Origin of the sequence: Paenibacillus sp. 2KB_22, assembly GCF_052115745.1 — a bacterium.
Classification (GTDB): Bacteria; Bacillota; Bacilli; order Paenibacillales; family Paenibacillaceae; genus Paenibacillus.
This window is the reverse complement of the sequence record NZ_JBFRHG010000002.1, coordinates 658,690-680,720: the sequence shown is the minus strand read 5'-3', so window position 1 is coordinate 680,720 and position 22,031 is coordinate 658,690. Positions and strand designations below refer to the sequence as shown.

General features: G+C 47.0%; 19 protein-coding genes and 1 other annotated feature. Of the genes, 11 read left to right on the top strand and 8 right to left on the bottom strand.

The window, feature by feature from the left end; translation table 11 throughout:
- Positions 1–25 precede the first annotated feature (25 nt).
- From AB4111_RS13920 to AB4111_RS13890, 7 genes are all read left to right on the top strand, one after another.
- Positions 26–898 (top strand): 3-hydroxyacyl-CoA dehydrogenase family protein, encoded by an 873-nt coding sequence (locus AB4111_RS13920; protein WP_253438508.1) that lies wholly within the window; start codon positions 26–28, stop codon positions 896–898.
- On the top strand, positions 895–2,100 hold the full coding sequence (locus AB4111_RS13915) for an acetate/propionate family kinase (RefSeq protein ID WP_339235126.1): 1,206 nt from the start codon (positions 895–897) through the stop codon (positions 2,098–2,100). The genes AB4111_RS13920 and AB4111_RS13915 overlap by 4 nt, the downstream gene beginning before the upstream one ends.
- Before the next feature lie 101 nt (positions 2,101–2,201).
- Positions 2,202–3,497, top strand: a complete 1,296-nt coding sequence (asnS, locus tag AB4111_RS13910; protein WP_091017987.1) for an asparagine--tRNA ligase — start codon at positions 2,202–2,204, stop codon at positions 3,495–3,497.
- Between the two features lie 20 nt (positions 3,498–3,517).
- On the top strand, positions 3,518–4,222 hold the full coding sequence (locus AB4111_RS13905; protein WP_442032082.1) for a DnaD domain protein: 705 nt from the start codon (positions 3,518–3,520) through the stop codon (positions 4,220–4,222).
- A 237-nt stretch (positions 4,223–4,459) separates the two neighbouring features.
- Positions 4,460–4,960 (top strand): RNA polymerase sigma factor, encoded by a 501-nt coding sequence (locus tag AB4111_RS13900; RefSeq protein WP_442032081.1) that lies wholly within the window; start codon positions 4,460–4,462, stop codon positions 4,958–4,960.
- Complete coding sequence (locus tag AB4111_RS13895) at positions 4,953–5,405, top strand: hypothetical protein (protein WP_442032080.1); 453 nt, start codon at positions 4,953–4,955, stop codon at positions 5,403–5,405. Before AB4111_RS13900 ends, AB4111_RS13895 begins: the two co-directional genes overlap by 8 nt.
- Before the next feature lie 28 nt (positions 5,406–5,433).
- Positions 5,434–6,732 carry a multi-tm2 domain protein gene (locus AB4111_RS13890; RefSeq protein ID WP_442032079.1) on the top strand — a complete coding sequence of 433 codons (1,299 nt, stop codon included), beginning with the start codon at positions 5,434–5,436 and terminating at the stop codon, positions 6,730–6,732.
- A gap of 169 nt (positions 6,733–6,901) precedes the next feature.
- Here the strand turns inward: AB4111_RS13890 and AB4111_RS13885 are convergent, their stop codons facing one another.
- The 7 genes from AB4111_RS13885 to AB4111_RS13855 all read right to left on the bottom strand — a co-directional run bounded on the left by AB4111_RS13885 (position 6,902) and on the right by AB4111_RS13855 (position 14,330).
- Entirely contained in the window at positions 6,902–7,555 is a 654-nt protein-coding gene (locus tag AB4111_RS13885; RefSeq protein WP_315936009.1) for a methylthioribulose 1-phosphate dehydratase, read from the bottom strand.
- Positions 7,556–7,557: 2 nt separating this feature from the next.
- Positions 7,558–8,235 (bottom strand): 2-hydroxy-3-keto-5-methylthiopentenyl-1-phosphate phosphatase, encoded by a 678-nt coding sequence (locus tag AB4111_RS13880; RefSeq protein WP_442032078.1) that lies wholly within the window; start codon positions 8,233–8,235, stop codon positions 7,558–7,560.
- Complete coding sequence (locus AB4111_RS13875) at positions 8,232–9,455, bottom strand: 2,3-diketo-5-methylthiopentyl-1-phosphate enolase (RefSeq protein WP_442032077.1); 1,224 nt, start codon at positions 9,453–9,455, stop codon at positions 8,232–8,234. The genes AB4111_RS13880 and AB4111_RS13875 overlap by 4 nt, the downstream gene beginning before the upstream one ends.
- Positions 9,448–10,314, bottom strand: coding sequence for a pyrroline-5-carboxylate reductase (gene proC, locus AB4111_RS13870; RefSeq protein ID WP_442032076.1), 867 nt, complete (start codon positions 10,312–10,314; stop codon positions 9,448–9,450). The genes AB4111_RS13875 and proC overlap by 8 nt, the downstream gene beginning before the upstream one ends.
- Before the next feature lie 36 nt (positions 10,315–10,350).
- Complete coding sequence (locus tag AB4111_RS13865) at positions 10,351–11,598, bottom strand: glutamate-5-semialdehyde dehydrogenase (RefSeq protein ID WP_442032075.1); 1,248 nt, start codon at positions 11,596–11,598, stop codon at positions 10,351–10,353.
- 58 nt (positions 11,599–11,656) lie between these two features.
- Positions 11,657–12,760 (bottom strand): glutamate 5-kinase, encoded by a 1,104-nt coding sequence (proB, locus tag AB4111_RS13860; protein WP_442032074.1) that lies wholly within the window; start codon positions 12,758–12,760, stop codon positions 11,657–11,659.
- Between the two features lie 82 nt (positions 12,761–12,842).
- Positions 12,843–13,057 (bottom strand) — a binding site (T-box leader).
- A gap of 64 nt (positions 13,058–13,121) precedes the next feature.
- Positions 13,122–14,330: a pyridoxal phosphate-dependent aminotransferase gene (locus tag AB4111_RS13855; protein ID WP_442032073.1), complete on the bottom strand. Its 1,209-nt coding sequence runs from the start codon at positions 14,328–14,330 to the stop codon at positions 13,122–13,124.
- 262 nt (positions 14,331–14,592) lie between these two features.
- Here AB4111_RS13855 and AB4111_RS13850 point away from each other — a divergent pair, with 262 nt between their 5' ends.
- The 3 genes from AB4111_RS13850 to AB4111_RS13840 all read left to right on the top strand — a co-directional run bounded on the left by AB4111_RS13850 (position 14,593) and on the right by AB4111_RS13840 (position 18,330).
- On the top strand, positions 14,593–15,612 hold the full coding sequence (locus tag AB4111_RS13850; protein ID WP_442032072.1) for an ABC transporter substrate-binding protein: 1,020 nt from the start codon (positions 14,593–14,595) through the stop codon (positions 15,610–15,612).
- A 200-nt stretch (positions 15,613–15,812) separates the two neighbouring features.
- Positions 15,813–17,435, top strand: a complete 1,623-nt coding sequence (locus AB4111_RS13845; RefSeq protein ID WP_442032071.1) for an ABC transporter substrate-binding protein — start codon at positions 15,813–15,815, stop codon at positions 17,433–17,435.
- 73 nt (positions 17,436–17,508) lie between these two features.
- Positions 17,509–18,330: a carbon-nitrogen family hydrolase gene (locus AB4111_RS13840; protein WP_442032070.1), complete on the top strand. Its 822-nt coding sequence runs from the start codon at positions 17,509–17,511 to the stop codon at positions 18,328–18,330.
- 510 nt (positions 18,331–18,840) lie between these two features.
- Here AB4111_RS13840 and AB4111_RS13835 read toward each other — a convergent pair.
- Entirely contained in the window at positions 18,841–19,761 is a 921-nt protein-coding gene (locus AB4111_RS13835) for a LysR family transcriptional regulator (RefSeq protein WP_253438452.1), read from the bottom strand.
- A gap of 363 nt (positions 19,762–20,124) precedes the next feature.
- Between AB4111_RS13835 and AB4111_RS13830 the strand changes: the two genes are divergently transcribed.
- Positions 20,125–22,011, top strand: a complete 1,887-nt coding sequence (locus AB4111_RS13830; protein WP_442032069.1) for a beta-glucoside-specific PTS transporter subunit IIABC — start codon at positions 20,125–20,127, stop codon at positions 22,009–22,011.
- The last annotated feature ends 20 nt before the right edge of the window (positions 22,012–22,031 follow it).

Sequence of the window (22,031 nt, the reverse complement as noted above, 5' to 3'; positions counted from 1 at the left end):
AGAACCGAAAGGATGGAGCAGAACCATGTTTTTCAAAAAAATAGGAGTTGTCGGCGGCGGTACGATGGGGCAAGGTATTTCCCAGATGCTCGCAGCCAAAGGACTTGATGTGCTTCTCGTGGAGCATACAACACAAAAACTGGATCATGCCTATGACATGATCGAAACCAATCTGGATAAACAACTGGAGAAATGGGCGATTACAAAAGCGGAGAAGAAATTGATTCTTTCCCGTATTACCAAGGTAGCTCATTTAGCTGAACTTGGAACTTGCGATATGGTCATTGAGACGATTTCAGAGGATCTGGATGCGAAAAAAGCAGTATTCAGCCAACTGGACCAAGTTTGCCCAAGCAATGTCATTCTGGCAAGTAATACATCCACGCTGAGTTTGACCGAGCTTGCAAGCTCGACCAAATACCCAGAGCGTGTTATTGGTATGCACTTTATTCACCCGGTATCCCGGGTTGATCTTGTAGAGATTATTCGTGGACTGAAAACGTCGGATTCAACATTCGAAGAGACCAGACGTTTTGTTGAAGAAGTGGCAGACAAAAAAGGAGTTATGATCTATGAATCACCTGGATTCGTAACTTCCCGCTTGATCTGCCTGCTGATTAACGAAGCGTTGCATGTATTGCAGGAAGGTGTTGCATCTGCTGAAGATATCGATGATGCAATGCGTATCGGATACAACTTCCAACATGGACCACTCGAAATGGCTGACCGTTTCGGATTGGATTCTGTTGAAGCTGCACTCGAAAGAATGTTCCGTGAATTCGGAGAATTGAAATATCGTCCTTCCACGGTCCTGAAGAAAATGGTGCGTGCAGGACACCTGGGTGTCAAAACAGGCGAAGGATTCTTCAAGTACGACAAGGATGGTGACCGACTGTGAAAGTACTCGTAATTAATGCGGGGAGTTCCTCGCTCAAATATCAACTGTATAATATGACTGACGAATCTGTCCTGGCTAAAGGTCTGGTAGAGCGGATCGGAATGGATTCCTCAATTCTGACACACAAACCGACAGGCCGTGAGGATGTTACAGAAGTTAGCGAGATTCTGGAGCATACAACAGCGATCCGTAAAGTCATTGATATTTTGACTCATAAAGAAAATGGTGTACTGGATTCTGTAAATGAAATTCAAGCTGTTGGACACCGTGTTGTTCACGGTGGTGAAGCATTTAAAGAATCTGCATTGGTAGATGATGCTGCCAAAGCTGAAATTCGTCGTTTGTTCGACTTGGCTCCACTTCATAACCCTGCAGCAATGATGGGGATTCGTGCGGCTGAATTAAATATGCCAGGTGTGCCTCAGGTAATGGTCTTCGATACAGCGTTCCATCAAACGATGCCGGAAAAAGCATATCTGTATGCTATTCCGCGTGTACTTTACAAAAAATATAAAGTACGTCGCTACGGCGCACATGGTACTTCCCATGATTTCGTAAGCAAGGCAGCTGCTGAATATCTGGATCGTCCAGTGGAAGATCTGAAAATCATCACTTGTCACGTCGGTAACGGTGGTAGTGTAACAGCAGTTAAAGGTGGCGTATCCGTTGATACTTCGATGGGTATGACTCCGCTTGAAGGTCTGATGATGGGAACGCGTTCTGGTGACCTTGACCCAGCCATCGTACCTTATGTCATGAACAAGGAAGAACTGAGCGTAAGCGAAGTGAACTCCATGTTGAACAAACACAGTGGATTGCTTGCAATCTCCGGAATCAGCAGTGACATGCGTGAGATTACAGAAGGTATGGAGAATGGCGATGCGAACTCCACGCTTGCTTTTGAAATGTACGAATACCGTCTGCGTAAATACATCGGATCATATGCAGCTGCAATGAACGGTGTAGACGTGATTGTCTTCACGGCTGGTGTAGGTGAGAACTCCGTTGTTCTTCGCCAAAAAGTATGTGAGCAGCTTACGTATCTTGGCGTTGAGCTGGACGAAGCCCTGAACGCAGTCCGTTCTGGTGAGCCGCGTCGTATCACAACAGCGAACTCGAAAGTGGATGTTCTCGTTGTTCCAACAAATGAAGAATTGGTCATTGCGCGCGATACGCATCGAATCGTATTGAATTCTAAGTAATCTAACTGTAAAGTAAATATAGAGTGGCAAGGAAGTGCAGAGGACAGGCAACAGCCTGTCCGCTGCATTTTCAAATTTCAGGAACCAAGGGGAGATATGGCATGGATACGAATTGTGTAATTCGTAATGTGAACGAGCATGTGGGCGAGACCGTAACGATCGGTGCCTGGATTAACAACAAACGTTCCAGCGGCAAAATTCAGTTTTTGCAGTTGCGTGATGGAACCGGATATATTCAAGGGGTTGTTGTAAAAAGTGAAGTTAGCGAAGAGATCTGGAACAATGCGAAGAGCCTGACACAAGAAAGTTCTTTGTATGTTACAGGGATTATTCGTGAAGAACCTCGCAGTGCGTCCGGTTACGAGATGACTGTGACAGGGGTCGAAATTATACATCTGACTGAAAACTATCCAATCACGCCTAAAGAGCATGGTGTTGATTTCTTGATGGACCATCGTCATCTGTGGCTCCGTTCTACGAAGCAACGTGCGGTTATGGTGATTCGTGCAGAGATTATTCGTGCTGTTCAGCAGTTCTTTGATGGTAACGGATTCACACAAGTTGATCCTCCGATTTTGACACCGTCGTCTGCGGAAGGAACGACAAACCTGTTCCACATCAAATACTTTGATGAAGATGCTTATCTGACGCAAAGTGGTCAATTGTATATGGAAGCAGCAGCCATGGCGCTGGGCAAAGTATATTCCTTTGGTCCTACATTTCGTGCTGAGAAATCCAAAACACGTCGCCATCTGATTGAGTTCTGGATGATTGAGCCGGAAATGGCATTTGTAGATCACGAGGAAAGTCTGCGCGTACAAGAGAAATTTATCGCTCATGTCGTTCAATCCGTGGTGAAAAACTGCCGTGCAGAACTGGAATCCATCGGTCGTGATGTATCCAAGCTCGAAGGCATCGTAGCGCCATTCCCGCGCATTACGTATGATGAAGCGATTGAATTCCTGCATGGACAAGGCTTTGATATTCCTTGGGGAGAAGACTTCGGTGCACCGCACGAAACAGCGATTGCTGAGAAGTACAATACACCAGTCTTTATCACGCATTACCCTGCAGGAATCAAAGCTTTCTATATGAAACCAGATCCGAATCGTCCAGAAGTTGTTCTCTGTGCTGATATGATTGCACCAGAAGGCTACGGAGAGATTATTGGCGGTTCTCAGCGTATTGATGATCCGGAATTGATGCAACAACGTTTTGAGGAGCACAATCTCTCGGATGAAGCTTACCAATGGTATTTGGATTTGCGTAAATACGGATCGGTTCCTCACTCCGGTTTCGGTCTGGGATTGGAGCGGACGGTAGCATGGATCTGTGGATTGGATCATGTGCGTGAAACAATCGCATTCCCACGTATGCTCTATCGTCTGTACCCTTAATGCTTAACCGAGGAGCGTCTATGGAAGATACCACATCCAAAGCCTGGTTGGATGGAGCAGCTTATGGCATGACTTCGGGTACAGCCCATCTGCCTTATGCCTTGTTACGTTATTATCACCAGCTTGGCCTATCAGATGCAGAAGTGCTTCTTCTGATTCAATTGCTAGGGTTCCGTCAGGCGGAGTTCAATGAGTTTCCGACGCTTGAAGAGCTTGCGGGGCGTATGGGACTTGCACCTGAAGGTATTGCCAGAATGTTGCAACGTCTGATGAGGGACGGATACATCGCTATTGACGAGCATCGTGACGAGGAACGTGACATCCAGTACGAGCGATATGACTTACATGGATTATATGCCAAGCTTGCAGCGTGCACTGCGAAAGAAGTAGCCGCATTCCGTGCGGAGCAGCTGAGCAGCAGTACAGCACGTCAAGATTCGAACAGTGTTCAAAAAGAAGAGGATGAACGGAACATGTTCTCCATCTTTGAAAAAGAATTCGGACGTCCGCTCTCTCCAATGGAGTGTGAGACGATATCCAGCTGGTTGGATCAGGACCGTTACCAAGAGGAATTGATTCTAATGGCTCTGAAGGAAGCGGTTTTTGCAGGCAAAGTACATTTCCGGTATATCGATCGAATACTGCTTGAGTGGAGCCGTAATCGTGTCAAGACCGTTCAAGACGCGAAGGCATACACGCAGCGGTTTCGTAATGGTGGACGTTGATTCAAGTGTAGGCAAGACACAAGAAACAGGCCAGAAGTCATTCTGTGCCTGTTTTTTTTGGATTATAGAATAGATGAGTGATCAGCGACATCAACCTTTCAGGCAAATTTTTTAAAAAAATTTATAGATCACGCAGGGGCTAACACACAAGCTGTCGTCTATTGTATTGGAGAGGAGGGGAGAGTTATTGATGAAGCGCGCGTAATCGAACAAATCCGTCAAGGAGATACATCCCAGATGCGTACTCTGATTGATAAGTATAGCCAGCATGTATACCATGTTGCCTATTCCGTACTCAGGAACGATCAGGAAGCACAGGATGCAGCTCAGGAGGCGTTCATACAGATGTATAAGTCTCTCCCCGACTACCGTTCTGAAGGTTTCAAAACGTGGTTAACCCGAATTGCTTTTCACAAAGCGATTGATGCCAAACGCAAGCTGGGCAGACGAACTGCTGAGGACCTGGGTGGAGGAGAAAAAATAATTAATTTGCCCGGACGGGATGAAGACGTTCTTACCCGTCTCGTTCGTGAAGAACGTCAGGATAAACTTCGCGAACGAATTAATCAGTTGCCTGCTCAGCATCGTGACATTATCACTGCGTATTATCTAAGCGAAAAAAATTATGAGCAGATTGCCAGTGATGCACAGGTGGCTGTGAAGACCGTGGAATCCCGCTTGTATCGTGCACGGCAGTGGATCCGAAAACATTGGAAGGAGGATGAATGGCGTGAGTAAACAGGAGAAGTATACCGCTGGGCAATGGACTGATTATATTGAAGGCCATATGAGTGAAACTCAAGCGAACCAAATGGAACAGCTTCTGATGGAAGATCCGGATGCGATGGACATCTATCTGGAAGCGCTTGGTATCCACGGAGAACTGCCTCCGCTACATGACCCAACAGGGTTTGCGGATTCAGTCATGCATCGGATTGAGGGCATTCAATCACCCAAGGTACAACGCAAATCCTGTGCTGGACGAAACCGGCGCTGGCTTGATCATAAAGTGTTCCATTACGCGGTAGCCGCCTGTTTGACATTGATCTTCCTCTCGTCTGGACTTTTTGACAAGGTAGCACCATATCACAAGTTCCAGGATGGCGATCACAGAGGGTCTTTTTCCGAGAAATGGACGGAGGCAGCCACTACATGGCTGGATAACTTCAAGCCTAAACCATAAATAGTTTCGCATTGCCTGAAAAGAAAGGATGACGACTGTGCACTCAGATCGTAACAAACTACTCGCATTTCTATTAAACCTGATACCAGGTCTCGGTTTTATGTATTGGGGACGGCCTACCAGAGCTGTGGTCTATCCATTACTCTTTTTTGGAACAGGCATTGGCTTCATCATGTTGGCGTTGTTGACTGATGAAAAGGAATTGATGATTGTCGGGTTCCTGGGAGCCATATTCTTCTGGTGTATCAGCATGCTGGATATGATTATCGTTCTACTCCGTGCCTCTTCATTGCACGAAGTTCATTACCAAGGTTATGGGACACATTACGGTGGTCTCCATCAAGGCGCCGCTTACCAGAAAGCATATGCTGGCCAGGAAGAGCCTCTCGGACAGATGGATCAGGAGGAGCCACATCAGGATCATGGTGGAGTGTATGGTGTGCCCGAGGGGCCCTATGGTCAACCCATGTACCGAAAAGGCAGTGAGGGTGAACGGTTCTTCACCATTTTGCTTTCATTTGTTCCTGGATTGGGACATCTTCATCTGGGATTGTTGCATCGCGGGTTGTCGTTCCTGATGGCGTTTTTTGGTTCATTTGCCATGATGGTTTTTGTGGCTTCAATCACCAATGAATCGGTGTTTCTAATGTTTCTGCTCATTCTGCCTGTAATATGGGTATACTGCATGTTTGATGCGGTGCAGCATGTCCACCGTAAGCAGGCTGGAGAGGTACTGCAGGATCGGACGTTATTCGAGGAATTGGAGATGGGCAGAGTAGCCGGACGACGCAGCAAAGTGCTTGCAACCCTTTTATCTGCTTTTCCAGGTGCGGGTCATCTATATCTGGGTTTGCAAAAAAGAGGCATGCAATTGATGTTTCTGTTCCTGGGCAGCATCTATGTTCTGGACCTGCTGCACTTATCTGTGTTCCTTTTCATGATACCCTTGATCTGGTTCTACAGCTTCTTTGACGGGCTACAGTGCTCAAGTCGCTATGGGCGCGAGCCATTGATCGATCAGCCGATCTTCAAGGATTGGGCCCGTCATCAGCGCCTGATTGGATTCGGAATAGCGGCGCTTGGTCTATATTATCTGGCGATCCGGCTTATCATTCCGCAGCTGAATGAGCTGTTCCCTAATGCATTGATGACTTACGAGATCCGTTCCTATTTGAACACCGTCATTGTTTCCTTGCTGCTCATTTTCGGCGGCTTGAAGCTGCTGTTCGGCAAGCAGCGGGGAACAGGCACCAATCATGCGGCTCATCGAAATGACGAAGAAGTAGATAGCCTCTTTTTATTCAAGGATCGGGATGATCGACTGTAAGTTGTAATCGAAGTGGGTTAAGGATGATTTTTACTGACGCTGGGATGACAAAGAAACCTTTACCTTTCATTGCATGTCATCCCACAACATAGAAACACGCCAAGGGCTGTGTAATTCAGCCTTTGGCGTGTTTTTTGTTTTACATTTTAGATTTCAAAATGAATGATTGCTATTTCGTAGCACCCTTCAGCAGAAGTTGACGGTACATTACTTCGAATAAGAATTCGAAGGCTTCAAGGTGGCGTTTTGCCTCAAAAGCATCCTTACCCCAGGCATAAATACCGTGGTTACGCAGCAAAATGCCTGGTACGTTGGCATCCAGAACATCCGGTACCAATTCAGCAATGGACGGGATGTCCGCAAAGTTAGGCAGAACAGGGACACGAATCTCCGCATTTTCTTCCCAGATGTTGAAAGCCTTAATCAGTTCGATACCCTGAATCGGCACTTGACCATCTGCTCCAAAGAATTCACTAATCAGATTGTTAAACACGGTATGCACGTGGAATACAGCACCGCAGCCGGTCAAACGATAGATTTCGCAGTGAATCAATGTCTCGGCACTTGGTTTCAACGTTGTTGTTTCAATTGCTTTGCCGTGTTTGTCCACAAAAAGGAAGTCTTCCGGTGTGCGCAGAGATTTGTCTTTGCCTGAGGCGGTAACCGCAAAATAAAATTGCTCCGGGTCAAAATCTCCTACACGCATCGACAGGTTGCCACTTGTACCCGGGAACCAGTTACGACTGGCAAACAGTGCTTTGATATCAGCCAGCTCTTCAAGGACCTGGCGTTTGTGTTCCAATGTAATCTTTTCAAAACCCATCTTTACAGCACTCCTTGTGTTTGCTTCTGTTTCATATCTTCGATGATATCGTAAAAGGTTGCGAATGGTACATGGTCCACACCAAGTTCTATGCACTTGTCCGTCAGGATGGAACGGGAGTAGACCATATCCGCTATTTTGGCACCTTCGAAATCCGTCAGACTGTCTCCAATGAGGATTCGATTGTATTGTTCTGCCGGGAATGTACGAATCACGGTCGTTTTGCACATGCCGCAACCGTTCTCACAAGGAGGCTGGCAGGGATGCGGCCATTCAATGCGGATGGTATCACCAGAGAAGTCAGCGCCGTTACAATAGACATGATCCTGAGGGATATCGAAGGGCGCGAGTAAAGGTTCGATAAAGAAGTCCATACCACCGCTGGTCACGTTGAATTCAATCCCTTCGCCGCGAACATAGTCAAGAAATTCGCTGAACCCTTCACGGATGCCGGCTTGTCCAAGCACAAATTCCACTATTTCATCTTTTTGCGATGCAGGCAACAGAGCGAACATGGCTCCAACACCTTCACGCAGCGAAATGTTCTGCTTAATCGTATCTTTCATAATCGCTTCAATGCCCTCAGGCTTGAAATGTTTCATGATCGCGACAATATTGTCCGAGAGGGTAATCGTACCATCAAAGTCACAGAAAATGACTGTTTTCTTATCACTTCTCATCGTTCGCCACCCCACAGGTCCAGTGCGCTTTTCAGTTCCGGATGATCGGTTGCATATTGCGCCAGTGGTATGGAACGCTGAGCTGCCTCAATCGCTTGCAGGAATGCCCGTCCGCCTGCCTCAGTGCCCATCGGATGTCCATGAATACCGCCGCCAGCATTAACGATAACATCAGTTCCAAAGTCGCGCAAAATAAGCGGCACAAGGCCTGGATGGATGCCGGCTGAAGGTACTGGCATACTCGTTCTCACTGGCAGATCAGATGACAACAGCTGCTCAGTAATGGCCATATTTTCTTCCTTCGGCATCGTTACCGATCCATAAGGAGAAGGGAAGAGCACCAGATCGGCACCCGCAAGACGCATCAACTGGCCAAGTACAACCGAAGCCGAGATGCCGTAATGTGGTGAAGGATACAATGCTCCTGCAAGAGCAGGGTGAGCCATAATCGGCACATTAATGTCAGGATCACTGCTGAGTTCATGCAGGACATCATATCCGTAGGACAATACGTTGAATAACAGGGCATTGGCTCCTGCGCCGATGGCACGTTCAGCTTGCTCTTTCAAACGAGATGTAGGCCCGGTGAGATTGGTTGCATACAGTAGCTTCTTGCCTGTCTCCTGGCCAGCCTGTTCGGCAGCTTTCATGCAGACCTCAACTCTTTTTTCGATAGGTGTCAATTTATTCTCGAACAGAATTTCATCGTCCTTGATCAGATCAACGCCCCCAAGGGCCTGACGAATAAATTGTTCACGCAGTTCATCTGCGTCCAGTCCAATCACCGATTTGAAGATACTCATTAACAGTGGACGGTCGTGTACACCAAGCAGATCACGAACACCATTGAGTCCAAATTTGGGTCCTGGGAATGCACGGAGGAAGCCATCCGAGAAACCAAGCTTTGTCAGTTTGATTCGGCCATCCATTGAGATTTTGCCAAAAACCGTCACGAGCAGGGCAGGGATATCACGGCTAAAGTTGATATCGGGATATCCGATGGTAATGTCAGCGTAACGCTCACCCGCAGCCATTCCATCAGCTTCATGTACTTCTACGCTTATGACTTCACCCAGATGCTTCTGCATCGCTTCACGCTGGGCTTGCGGCAACTCCGTCCAGCTACCCACGGTCATGCCGATCGCGATGGACTCGGCCTTCTTGCGAAAGTCTGCATGATCATCATGCAGACGATAGGTGGCTGTGCACATGTTATTCATTTTTTAAATCCCCTTCCAAAGCAGCTCCCATCTCCCGTGAGCGCTCTGCACAGCGGTTGACGGCTGCGATTACATTTTCAAAGAAATCTCCTTCGTCCAGCGTCTTCAGTGCAGCTTGTGTTGCTCCTCCCGGGGATGTCACATCACTGCGAAGCTTCATCGGCTCCAAACCGGTTTGCTGTACCATACGTGACGCGCCGAGCACCGTCTGAACAGTGAGATCGCGAGATTGCTGACTGGATAAGCCACCACGAATGCCTGCGGCAATCATGGCCTCCATTAAATAGTATACATAAGCAGGGCCGCTTCCGGAAATCCCAGTGAGTACTTCGAGTTTATCCTCAGGAACAATGGTTACGATTCCGACCGCTTCAAACATGGTCATCACCGTACTGCGCTGCTCATCCGTAATTTCCGCAGAAAAGGCAAGTCCGGTTGCACCAAGTCCGATGGTACTGGATGTATTCGGCATAGTTCTGGCAATAGGCTGTTTACGACCAAGCAAGGATTGCATCGTGCGGATCGATAATCCGGCAATGACAGATACGATCAATTGATCAGGTGATAACAGCGGACCCAGTTCGCGAAGCGCTGCGGCTGCATCTTTGGGTTTCATACAGAGAACAATGACCGGACTGGAGGCCAGATGATCCAGAGATTGTGAGGCCGTTCCAGTATGTACAGCATAACGGGTACTGAGCTCCTCCTGACGTTTCTGGTTGCTGCGGTTCAGCATCGTAATATCCTGAGGACGAACGACTAGGCGGGAGATTAGTCCGCGCACGATGGCTTCAGCCATCGCGCCTGCTCCGTGGAAAGTAATCTTCTGTTGTAGTAACGTCTGTTGCTCTTGACTCATATTTATCGTTCCTCCTATATAACTGGTGCTGGGATATTATTGACGAATCTGTCCATTTCCTGTAATACGATATTTGGTTGACGTCAGTGCTGGCAGTCCCATCGGTCCACGTGCATGCAGTTTCTGGGTGCTGATCCCGATCTCGGCTCCATAGCCAAATTCGAACCCGTCAGTGAAACGTGTGGACGCATTATGGTAGACGGCTGCTGCATCCACATCATGCATGAAGCGCTCTGCATGGGCTGTATCCCGGGTTACGATACACTCGGAATGTTTGGTTCCGTAATGTGCGATGTGCTGCATAGCTTCGTCCAGGTTCTCAACCACACGGATATTTAAAATATAATCGTTGTACTCGGTCGCATAGTCTTCCTCGGTTGCCTCAAGGGCAGTAGGGACAAGACGGCGCACCGTGTCGCAACCTTTCAAGACCACACTCGCCTCACGGAATTGCTCGGCAAGAGCAGGAAGGTGCTCTTCCGCGTATGCGGCATGCAGCAATAACGTCTCCATGGAGTTACACACGGATGGGCGTTGTGCCTTGGCGTTGATGGCAATTTCGGCTGCCATGACGGGATCAGCTGATTCATCCACATAGGTATGACAGATGCCTGCACCGGTCTCAATAACAGGTACGGTCGCATTGGCAACCACATTACGGATGAGGGAGGCCCCGCCGCGTGGAATGATGACATCCAGCAGTCCGTTCAACTTGAGCATTTCATCTACGGAAGCACGGTCCGCATCCTCAACCAGTTGCAAAGCATCAGCAGGCATGGCTGTCGTTGCCAGTGCGTGATGCAGAACCTCTACAATTTTGCGATTGGAGGACAGGGCAGAGGAGCCGCCGCGCAGAAGTACTGCATTACCTGTTTTGAGACATAATCCGGCTGCGTCTACGGTGACATTAGGACGAGCTTCGTAGATGATACCGATTAGACCAATAGGCACTCTTAACTTTTCAACATGTAATCCGTTGGGGCGTGTAAATGTCTCCAATACTTCACCGACAGGATCAGGCAGATCTGCAATCTGACGTAGTCCTTCGGCAATGCCTGCGATACGCTCCTCATTAAGTGCGAGTCGATCCAGCATGGATTCCGGCGTGCCTTGTTCTCTGCCTCGTTCGAGATCTTCAGCGTTTGCTGTGATGATTGATTCCGACTCCGTGATCAATGCATCGGCCATGACACGAAGTGCCGCATTTTTCTGTTCAGTAGTTAATCGGTTCAGCTGTGTAACCGTAGCTTGAGCTTTGCTGGCTTTTTCTCTCACTTCACTCATCGTAATTCCTCCTCATATATAGTTGAGTATTTTTTTCGACCACTTTATAGCTTCATGTCTATTTTAACGTAATCCACTCGTCTCTATGAATAACCTCGAGCCTGTGGATACTAGCAAGTTGTTTCATCACTTCGCCACTGGGAAGTCCGGCAATAAGTCGAAGCTGGTCATCATCATAATTGACAATACCGCGACCAAGCAAGGTTTCATCCATTCCAATGACCTCTACGACGTCTCCGGCGTGGAATGTTCCCAGCACCTTTTTGACCCCTACAGGCAGCAGACTATGCCCACCATGCACAAGAGCCTCTTCAGCCCCAGCATCCACAACAATTGTACCGAGCGGAGTGGACATGAAGCCAAGCCATTGCTTTTTACGGGATAACGAAGCGAGTCGTGTCTCAAAATAGGTTCCTTTGCCCGTTCCGTCCACAGCCTGTTGCATATCTCCGGGCTCTTTCACACTTCCTACAAATACAGGAACACCTCCACGGGTTGCTACCTTGGCTGCATCGACTTTGGATCGCATTCCGCCTGTACCAACCGATGATCCCGAACCGCCGGCAAACGCGTAAATCTCAGCCGTTATTTCGGGGATTCGGTCGTAACGGATGGCTGATGGATCTTTACGTGGATCGGCGGTGTACAGCCCGTTGGTATCCGTTAGAATGATCAGATGTTGTGCCTTCACCAGGTTCGCAACCAACGCGGACAATAGATCGTTATCACCAAACTTCAATTCGTCCACGGATACCGTATCATTCTCATTGAATATCGGAATCACTCGCTGTTTGAGCAGCTCTTCTACGGTCATTCCTGCATTACCCATGCGTTTACGACTGTGAAAGTCTGTACGGGTTAACAGAATTTGTGCCGTAGTAACGCGGTGCGCTGCAAAAGCCTGTTGATATGCCTGCATCAGCAATGCTTGCCCAACGGCCGCTGCAGCTTGTTTCTCATGCAGCAGTTTGGGCCGCTGAGGGTAACCGATCTCCCGGAATCCGGCCGCCACTGCTCCAGAGGTGACCAAGAGCACTTCATGACCCTGCTCAGCCAAGGCTGCAATTTCTCCGGCAAAAAAAGTGATCGAACTGCGATCCAGACCGCCTTCTTCCGTGGTAAGCGAGCTGCTTCCAATCTTAACTACAATACGTGAAGTCATGGTTTCACTTCCTTAAACATGATTAATAAGTGCTTCTGGGTCAGGATTAAGCGGGTACAAAAAAAACTCCCGCCCTTTAGTTAAAAAGGACGAAAGTTCGTTACTTCCGCGGTACCACCTTTATTGATGATTAGATCATCCGGCTTCATGCCCTGTAACAGAAGGCACTGTCCTGTACGTAACAGGCCGCTCAGGGGTAGGTTTCAGAGAAGAGCCGCGGTAAATTCTTTCAGCAGGATGGAATTTACTCTCTGGGCGCGACTGATATTCTCTTACTGGTCCCGTCATCACGTTTCGTTCAATATTTCTTATAACATACCATGGAAACTTGGCATATGCAAAGGGGTTATCGTCCTGTAAATTACTTGAATAAGTTCAGCTTGCCAATCCGTTCCACAGCTTCACGTAATCGGTTTTCATCACTTAGCAGTCCTGCGCGCACATAGCCTTCACCATGCGAACCAAAACCGATACCTGGGGCAACTGCCACCTTGGCTTCCCGCAGTAACAAGTCCGCAAATGAAGCAGAGGTATAACCTGCAGGTACAGGCAACCAGCTGAAGAATGAACCTGCCGGTTTCGAAGCTCGCCAGCCAATCGAGGAAAGAGCGTCATAGAACGCATTACGACGGGATTCGTAACGTGAAACCAGCGAAGTGACACATTCCTGAGATCCAGTAAGTGCTTCCGTTGCCGCAGCTTGAATCCCACCGAAAAGACTGACATAGATATGATCCTGAAGCAGATTAATTTTAGAGACGATCTCTGCATTACCTAGCGCGAATCCAACACGCCATCCAGCCATATTGTACGTTTTGGATAACGTATAGAACTCAATGCCGACTTCTTTGGCACCAGGGGCTTGTAAGAAACTTACTGGACGATGTCCGTCGAATCCAATTGCACCGTAAGCAAAGTCACTTGCTACGACGATTTGATTTTGAATGGCGAATTCAACCGTATCTTCGTAGAAAGACAGTGGAGCCGTTGCCGACGTTGGATTGTTGGGATAGTTGAGGAACATCAGCTTGGCCTTCTCCCGATCTTCGGCTGTAACTGCTTCGTAATCCGGCAGGAATGCATTGGACTCCAGCAAAGGCATAAAGGACATGTTTGCTTTCGCGAGTGCAACACCAGACCAGTAGTCCGGGTAGCCTGGATCGGGAACGAGAACAGTGTCACCGGGGTTAAGCAGGACCTGAGGTAACTGAACCAGTCCTGTTTTGCCTCCGAACAGAATGGCTACTTCGGTCTCGGGATCCAGATCAACATTGTAATCTTCCTTATAACGTTTGGCGACAGCTTCCTTCAGGAAAGAGTACCCTCTAAAAGGGGAGTATTTGTGGTAGAGAGGATTTTCTGCCGACTCTTGCAGTGTTTTCACAATATGTGGAGGTGTAGGTGTATCCGGGTTCCCCTGACCCAGATTGATCACGTCATGTCCACTTGCGATTTCACGATTCACATTTTGAACAAGCGTAGCAAAAAATTGCGTTGGCAGCTGTGTCATTACATCAGAAGTTGGTATCGTAAAGGCTGAACGAGCAGTTATATGGTCTGAATGGGTCATTAGCTTCATCACTCCGGTTATTAAAAATGGCAAATAGTTCTCATTAATTTATCACGCCAATCCCGAGCTGTATAGAGGGAAATACACTTGATTATGCAGTACATAGGTGCCAAGAGCGGGAGATTGTACAAAACTGAAAGTGCTCATTTCGTTTTGTCCATTGAGCTGAGAGAAGCCATGTTTTATGATAATATCCGATAATGATAATCAATATCATTAAAATATATTGCACTATGCACATGATACAGGGGGAGTAATAGCAATGAAAAAGGGTATACGAAATACGGCAGTATTATTTACGATTACGTGGTTATCCGTTCTGATGCTGGCTTGTGGAAATCAGGCTGCTACACCTGCTGCTGGCGCAGAGGATTCTAAAGCAGCCACAGAAACTCAGGCTGAAGGAAAGACAACTAATCAGGAACAAACTGCAACGGAAGAGACAACGAATGAGGGTGAGACCCGGGTATTCAAAGATTGGACTGGCCATGAGGTTGAGGTTCCTGCAAATCCGAAGCGAGTCATCTATCATGGGGAAGTTACCGGGGACCTGCTCGCGCTAGGTGTTGTTCCAGTAGGCATACTGCATCAGGAGGGAACCGTATACGATGATCAGGTTGCTCAGGCAGAAGATGTAGGATTTCCGATTAGTGTGGAAAAGGCGCTAGCCTTGAATCCCGACTTGATCATCTTCTCCAACAGTGATGAGGCGCAATATGATCAGATTGCGAAGGTTGCACCCACGGTTACCTTTGACTCATTCGGATCAATAGAAGATCGGTTGCGTATCCTTGGCGACTTGTTGAACAAGAAGCAAGAAGCGGAGGATTGGATTACGAAGCATCAACAAGCAACAGATGCGATGTGGAAGCAACTGCATGAGAACGGATTGAAAGAAGGGGAGACAGCTTCGGTATTCACCATGTATCCCGGGAATCGTCTGTTTGTCATGGCGGGTGCAGGATTGCCACAGTTGTTATATGGAAAAGACGGGCTGAAGCCAACCGCAGAAATTCAGAAAGTATTAGATCAAGACATGGGGTTCGTAGAGATTTCGACCGAAAAATTATCGGAAATTGCCGGTGATCGGATATTTATTCTAGATCCTGTGACCGACGATGCAAAGCAATCCACCAAAGAATTGCTGGATAGTTCAATTTGGAAGAACCTGCCTGCGGTGAAGGAAGGAAAAGTATATCGCTTTGATATCGTAAAAGCTTCAAGTGATGCCCTTTCCAGGGAGTGGCTGTTACAAGAGCTGCCTAAACAGATGATCCAATAATTGATGATGAGCCAGTAAGGCACCAGTAATACCTTTAAGTAATGTTGATTCAAAAGTAAAAGGAGCCTTCAACTTTTCGTTGAGCGCTCTTTTTTGCTGATTAAAGTCATAGCTGGATTATTAACCATCACTCGCTTATAATCAGACCATACAGAACGATTGATAATTATTCTCATTATAGAAAAATGAGGTGAACCGACATGCAGGCTTTGGATGCCGATGGGGGAGCGTTGTTCTTTTCAGCATTCATGTTTCGGCTGGATCATCTGGTACGACGAATTGAGCTACCTGAACAGGTGATGCTGGAAGTTGCTTGCGAGAAACATGCGTTCCTGATCTGCGAAGAAGGGGAAGGGCGTTTATATATTGGAGATGAACAATATCCGTTTACTACTGGATGTGTTTATCCACTTTCTCCGGGAGAGGGCTACCAGATTGAACATCGCAGTGACTCGGAATTGAAATATATCGTGATGAACTTGGATGTTATTCATGTGTTGACGGGTGATCCGGAGCTCTATACCCGCCCTGTATTTGAGCACAGGAACCAATTGAATGGCTATCCTTATGCTCCGTTAAGTGGGCTGCTGGAGCAGATGTATGTCATTCGGAACTATAAAACAGATGCCGAATACAGTCATTTGAATGCACAGTTCCAAAAATGGATGGAGATGATCATTACCCGGTACACTTCTCCAAAGACGGAACAGAGTATGGAAGCAAGACTGCACAGTACGATTCAGTATGTGCACGACCATTATGCTGAAGAAATTACTGTACAGAAACTGGCACGTCTTGCGGAAATCAGACCTGTGCAGTATACCGCCTTGTTCAGACAACTCACAGGCCACAAGCCGCTCGATTATGTGAATCATGTACGCATCAAACATGCCAAGGAATGGCTTCGCAAATCGGATGAACCACTTCGGGATATAGCGAGCCGGGTGGGGTTTAAGGATGAGTATTATTTCAGCAGGCGTTTTCGCCAAATGACCGGTTTATCTCCTCGTCAATATGACAGATCGATTCAGCAGCAGACGTTGGTACAAGATTGGTTGGGTCATGACGTAAATATTCCAGTAAACCCGGAGCGAATTATGCATTACGGAGATTCCGCTGGGGATCTGCTGATGCTGGGCATTCAGTTGCTGGGAGATCAGACCTATGACGCGATTGCTCCGGTTAATGTGGAAGTGGCTGTTCATATGAAGCCGGATCTAATTATTTTTGATAGCAGCAATGAACAGCAGTATGAACAACTTTCCCGGATTGCACCAACACTTGCTTACAACTCACATGCCATGTTGGACGAGCGAATGCGCAGATTGGGCAGCTGGTTTGGCAGACAACCTCAGGCTGAACAATGGCTAGCTTCCTATGAAAAGCGAACGGAAGAGATGTGGGTGAAGATCCATACAGCGATTGAAGCTGGGAAAACGGCATCCGTATTTACATACCATCGGGGTGCACGATTGTTTGTTATGGGCAATATCGGACTTGCGCCACTACTATATCATCCCAAGGGATTTAGGCCGGTTACCAAAGTGAAGGAAGCACTTGCAGCGGGCAGAGCCTATAAGGAAATTTCGGCTGAAGCGGTGCAGCAGTATGCCGGAGATCATATATTTGTTATGCTGCCTGAAGAAGTAGTGGCAAGGCAGGCTACGGAGATGCTGATGGAAAGTCCCAGCTGGCAGACCCTTCCTGCTGTGCAGAATGGACGGGTGTACGCTGTGGAGGAGTCGACCTGGAATATGGGTGATGCGCTCACGATCGATCGATTGCTGACCTTGCTGCCTGAGTTGTTGTGTGCAAGTTCATAACAAAAACAGGCTTGCGGTACTCAAGAGGATCAAGCTATGATAGCAGGTATTACGGTTCAGAGGAGTGCTTGTCATGACAGAAAAACAACAGGGAGAAATGCGTGTAGCCCTGATTCAGGGCGATATTCAACTCGGAGACCCTGAGGCCAATCATAAACATATGCAGGCGTTGCTTGAGCGTGCGGTAGAACAGTATCCGGATCTGGGGCTGGCTGTGCTGCCTGAGATGTGGAATACCGGATACGCTTTGACTCAAATTCATGAACTCGCTGACCCGGAAGGCCAGAAATCTCGGGAATGGCTGTCTGCTTTTGCTCAAAAACATCAAATTTCCATCGTTGGCGGTTCAATTGCCGAGAAACGGGATGGTCAAATATACAATACAATGTACGCGTATGATCGTGAAGGAAAACAGGTCACTCGCTACGATAAATTACATTTGTTCCGTCTGATGGACGAGGAGAAATATTTAGAGCCTGGTGCGGAACCTGAAATTTTTGAATTGCAGAACGGTCTTACAGCGGGTGCTTCGATCTGTTACGACATCCGGTTTCCGGAACTTGCCCGCACCCTTGCTTTAAATGGTGCCAAGGCATTGATTGTACCGGCCGAATGGCCGAATCCTCGTCTGCACCACTGGCGTACATTGCTTACGGCAAGAGCGATTGAGAATCAGATGTATGTGATCGCCTGTAACCGTGTGGGAAAAGGGGGAGACACCGAGTTTTTCGGACATTCCCTCATCATTGATCCGTGGGGTGAGATTGTGGCTGAAGGTGGCGAAGGGGAAGAGATCGTGACCGGAATCATTCGCCCCTCCCTGGTAGATGAGGTTCGCGGGCGTATTCCCGTGTTTGAAGACCGTCGACCTGGCGTTTATTTTGGCGAAAAATAAAAATTGAAATAAAATTCTTTAGATAAAGTGTTTATTCTTCCAGGGCGCGGGTAATGATAACTATCCCGTTACCAAGGAGATGATCAATCAATGGACAACCATGTGAAAGATACGCTCAGGAGACTGGAACAGGATAACACAAGGGAAGATCACTTAAGGGCATTCTTAGAGAATGGAGCAGGAGGGCTATCACCGCCTGATTCAACTGTTCAGGACGAAGGCCGTATCATGAATCAGCAAAACAGGCTGACAAGCGATCGTAATTTGCGAAAATAAACCGCCACACATGAAGTTTTCTTATGTACGTTTCTACATTAACATTATAAATTAGCATTAAAGCTAAACAACTTAACAAGCAACATTGTACTCTAACCAGTTACTGTGATTGCGATGTAAGAACTCTATCCTGCTTATGCGGGAAACGAGTATATGACAAAGGCTTGGCCCATTAGGGTCAAGCCTTTGTTTTGGTTCTGTATTATATGTCACCATACCTATAGGAGAAATTCCTTAGTCTCCCTTTGACAATTCGGCCACCGTTTGTTGAAACGTATGGATGAATGCTTCGGCTGCCTTCGACAGTACTCTTCCTTGACGGTAAGCCACAACAAGTGTTCTGCTGGGAGTTGGCTCAGCAAGCGGCACGTACACAGGTACGAATTCACTGCGCGGCGCACGGGCAATAAAGCGTGGAACCAGTGTAATGCCCATCCCTGTGGCGACCAGTGACTGAACGGTTTCAATATTTGTGCTTTCGAACACAACTTGGGGATCAAAACCGGCCTGCTCACAGAGATCAAATGTAAGTTTGCGGAAACCCTGTCCTTTTTTTAATACAACAAATGGTTCATCGCGAAGCTCTTCAATGCGCACAGGAAGCGGATTTTCAGGATCTGCCCTGCGTGCCAGAGGGTGATTCGGAGGAACCGCCAGATCAATCCGTTCTTCGCCAATAGTTACATAAGACAAGCTTGGTTCTTGTAAAGGAAGAGATAACAGGCTCAGATCAGCTTTGCCGCTTGCTGTCAATTTCTCAAGCGTAAGTCCGGAGTCTTCCAACAAGGTGACTTCAATCTCGGGGTACGCTTGTTGGAATGCAGGAAGCACGTGTGGGAGCAGGTGTGAGCCAGTGATGGGCATGCTGCCCACAACGACTTTACCTTTGCGAAGCTGGGAGATGTCTGACATTTCCTGACGTAATAACTCCATGGCATCTACGATCTTCTGGGCTTGCTCCACAAAAGTAACACCCGCATGGGTTAACTCTACGGTGCTTGTATTACGCTGAAACAGCAGTACTCCCAATTCTTTTTCCAATTTGGATAATTGCTGGCTTAATGAAGGTTGGGCAATATGCAGTTTTTCTGCTGCTCTGGAGAAATTGCGTTCGGCCGCAATTTGCAGCGTATATTGAAGTTGTCTGAATTCCATTGTCATTGGTCATTCCTTTCGTTATGCCACCATTATATCACTACAGATAAAGAAATCATTAATTTCGTTTAACCGCTTGCACTACATAAGAAGAGTTGATATACTAATTTTGAAAACGCTTAAGATAACCACTTACCCGGGTGAAACAAAATCAACGTTTTCATGTGTGCTTGTTTCAAGCTTAAGTACTCATACATTCTAATTGTCCATATTTTTCGTTCATATAATTGAATAAAAGTTCATCCAACGATGGCGTGTTACTGTTCGGCAGGCAAGACCTAGATTGGGTGGGAAGAGTTTCTTTTTCCTACCCTTTTTAGGTCTTTTTTTGTTCCCATCAAGAAGAAATGGCGGAGGTATACCATGAATCACAAACAATTAGCACAATCGATTATGGAGCTTGTAGGTGGTAATGATAATATCAACACAGCTATTCATTGTTCGACAAGGCTCAGGCTTACATTAAAGAATTCCGATTTAGCGAAGACCGATGAGATCAAAAGACTGGATGGCGTCATTGGTGCGGTGAACAGCGGTGGTCAATATCAGGTGATTATCGGTAATGATGTCGGGTACGTGTACAACGAACTTGCCAAGATGGTGGATACCCAGCAATCAGACGAGGTTCAGGAAAAGAAAAAAACGGATTACAGTCCTAAAGGCTTATTTAATATCTTTGCCAGTGTCATTGCAGGTATATTCCAGCCGATTATTCCAGCCATTGCTGCCTCGGGGATGCTCAAGGCCCTGTTGCTGCTAGCCACTGTGACTGGCTTAATGTCCAAAGAGAGCCAGACGTATATTATTTTAAGTGTGATGTCTGATGCGGCTTTTTATTTTTTACCGATTCTACTGGCCTTTTCCAGTGCGAATAAATTCAAAACCAACCCTTTTGTTGCCGTTCTGTTCGGTGGCATCATGTTACACCCTAATATGATTGGTCTGCTTGGCAGTGAGGATCCGGTGTCCTTTATTGGTATACCTGTTGCTTCCGTCCAATATGCGACGTCCGTGGTACCGATTATTTTAACGGTCTGGTTCATGTCTTATATTGAACGTTTCGCGGACAAAATCTCACCAGGGCCGGTTAAAATTTTTCTTAAACCGTTGATTGTTATTTTAATTGTTGCTCCAGTCGCTTTGATTGTACTTGGACCTCTGGGGATGTATCTCGGAACGGGAATGTCGAACATGATTTATTGGATTCAGGACAAAATTGGATGGTTGACTGTTGTTATTATGGCTGTTTTGATGCCTCTAATTGTCATGTTCGGTATGCATAAAGTATTTTATCCCATTATTTTCGCAGCACTGGCTTCACCTGGATACGAGACACTGGTGTTGGTCGCGATGTTAGCTTCCAATATGGCACAGGGAGCAGGCGCACTGGCGGTGTCTTTCAAAACTAAAGATACGAAGTTTAAACAAGTGGCTTTGTCTGCAGGGATTTCTGGCGTATTCGGTATCACAGAGCCAGCACTCTACGGTGTACATTTAAGGCTTAAGAAAACGTTAGTTGCTTGTATGATCGGTGCGGGAGTCGCGGGATTATTCGCAGGTATTGTGAATCTTAAGGCTTATGCGGCCGTGGGACCAGGGATTGCATCCATGCCTATGTTTATCAGTGAAGATCATATGAACATCATTTATGCGATCATCACCATGCTGATCTCCTCCATAATCACATTTGTTGCAGTATATATCATTGGATTTGAGGATGTTGTTTCAGCAACAAGTAGTGCCATAACCAATGTAGAGGGAAAATCTGATATTCAGGCTTCTAAGGGGATCAAATCGAAAAAAATTATTTTTGCTCCATTGGAAGGTAAAGTTCTGCCATTAAGAGAGGTGAAGGACGAAGCCTTCTCGCAAGAAGCCATGGGACAAGGTATGGCCATTCAGCCAAGTGTTGGCAAGGTGTTCGCCCCGTTTGATGGTACCGTTGAGACGGTGTTCCGTACCAAGCATTCCATCGGTCTGAGATCGGCAGAGGGGGTAGAACTTCTGATTCATGTAGGTTTGGATACGGTGAAACTCAAAGGTCAGCATTTTGATGTGAAAGTGAACGAGGGAGAACAGATCTCCCATGGTCAGCTCCTGATCGAATTTGATCTTGAAGCCATACAAGCCGCAGGTTATGACACCACGACCCCTGTAATTGTAACCAATTCCTCGAATTATCTGGAGGTATTGGGCAATGAATCATCAACAATGACTGGACCGGAAAAACCGTTAATTACGGTGTTATAACTCGCTGAAATACGAATGAA

Excerpts from the sequence above, each read along its gene's own strand:
- AB4111_RS13920 (WP_253438508.1), top strand. The coding sequence starts at position 26 with ATGTTTTTCAAAAAAATAGGAGTTGTCGGCGGCGGTACGATGGGGCAA.
- asnS (WP_091017987.1), top strand. The coding sequence starts at position 2,202 with ATGGATACGAATTGTGTAATTCGTAATGTGAACGAGCATGTGGGCGAG.
- AB4111_RS13905 (WP_442032082.1), top strand. The coding sequence starts at position 3,518 with ATGGAAGATACCACATCCAAAGCCTGGTTGGATGGAGCAGCTTATGGC.
- AB4111_RS13900 (WP_442032081.1), top strand. The coding sequence starts at position 4,460 with ATGCGTACTCTGATTGATAAGTATAGCCAGCATGTATACCATGTTGCC.
- AB4111_RS13890 (WP_442032079.1), top strand. The coding sequence starts at position 5,434 with ATGACGACTGTGCACTCAGATCGTAACAAACTACTCGCATTTCTATTA.
- AB4111_RS13885 (WP_315936009.1), bottom strand. The coding sequence starts at position 7,555 with ATGGGTTTTGAAAAGATTACATTGGAACACAAACGCCAGGTCCTTGAA.
- AB4111_RS13880 (WP_442032078.1), bottom strand. The coding sequence starts at position 8,235 with ATGAGAAGTGATAAGAAAACAGTCATTTTCTGTGACTTTGATGGTACG.
- AB4111_RS13875 (WP_442032077.1), bottom strand. The coding sequence starts at position 9,455 with ATGAATAACATGTGCACAGCCACCTATCGTCTGCATGATGATCATGCA.
- proC (WP_442032076.1), bottom strand. The coding sequence starts at position 10,314 with ATGAGTCAAGAGCAACAGACGTTACTACAACAGAAGATTACTTTCCAC.
- AB4111_RS13865 (WP_442032075.1), bottom strand. The coding sequence starts at position 11,598 with ATGAGTGAAGTGAGAGAAAAAGCCAGCAAAGCTCAAGCTACGGTTACA.
- proB (WP_442032074.1), bottom strand. The coding sequence starts at position 12,760 with ATGACTTCACGTATTGTAGTTAAGATTGGAAGCAGCTCGCTTACCACG.
- AB4111_RS13855 (WP_442032073.1), bottom strand. The coding sequence starts at position 14,330 with ATGACCCATTCAGACCATATAACTGCTCGTTCAGCCTTTACGATACCA.
- AB4111_RS13850 (WP_442032072.1), top strand. The coding sequence starts at position 14,593 with ATGAAAAAGGGTATACGAAATACGGCAGTATTATTTACGATTACGTGG.
- AB4111_RS13845 (WP_442032071.1), top strand. The coding sequence starts at position 15,813 with ATGCAGGCTTTGGATGCCGATGGGGGAGCGTTGTTCTTTTCAGCATTC.
- AB4111_RS13840 (WP_442032070.1), top strand. The coding sequence starts at position 17,509 with ATGACAGAAAAACAACAGGGAGAAATGCGTGTAGCCCTGATTCAGGGC.
- AB4111_RS13835 (WP_253438452.1), bottom strand. The coding sequence starts at position 19,761 with ATGGAATTCAGACAACTTCAATATACGCTGCAAATTGCGGCCGAACGC.
- AB4111_RS13830 (WP_442032069.1), top strand. The coding sequence starts at position 20,125 with ATGAATCACAAACAATTAGCACAATCGATTATGGAGCTTGTAGGTGGT.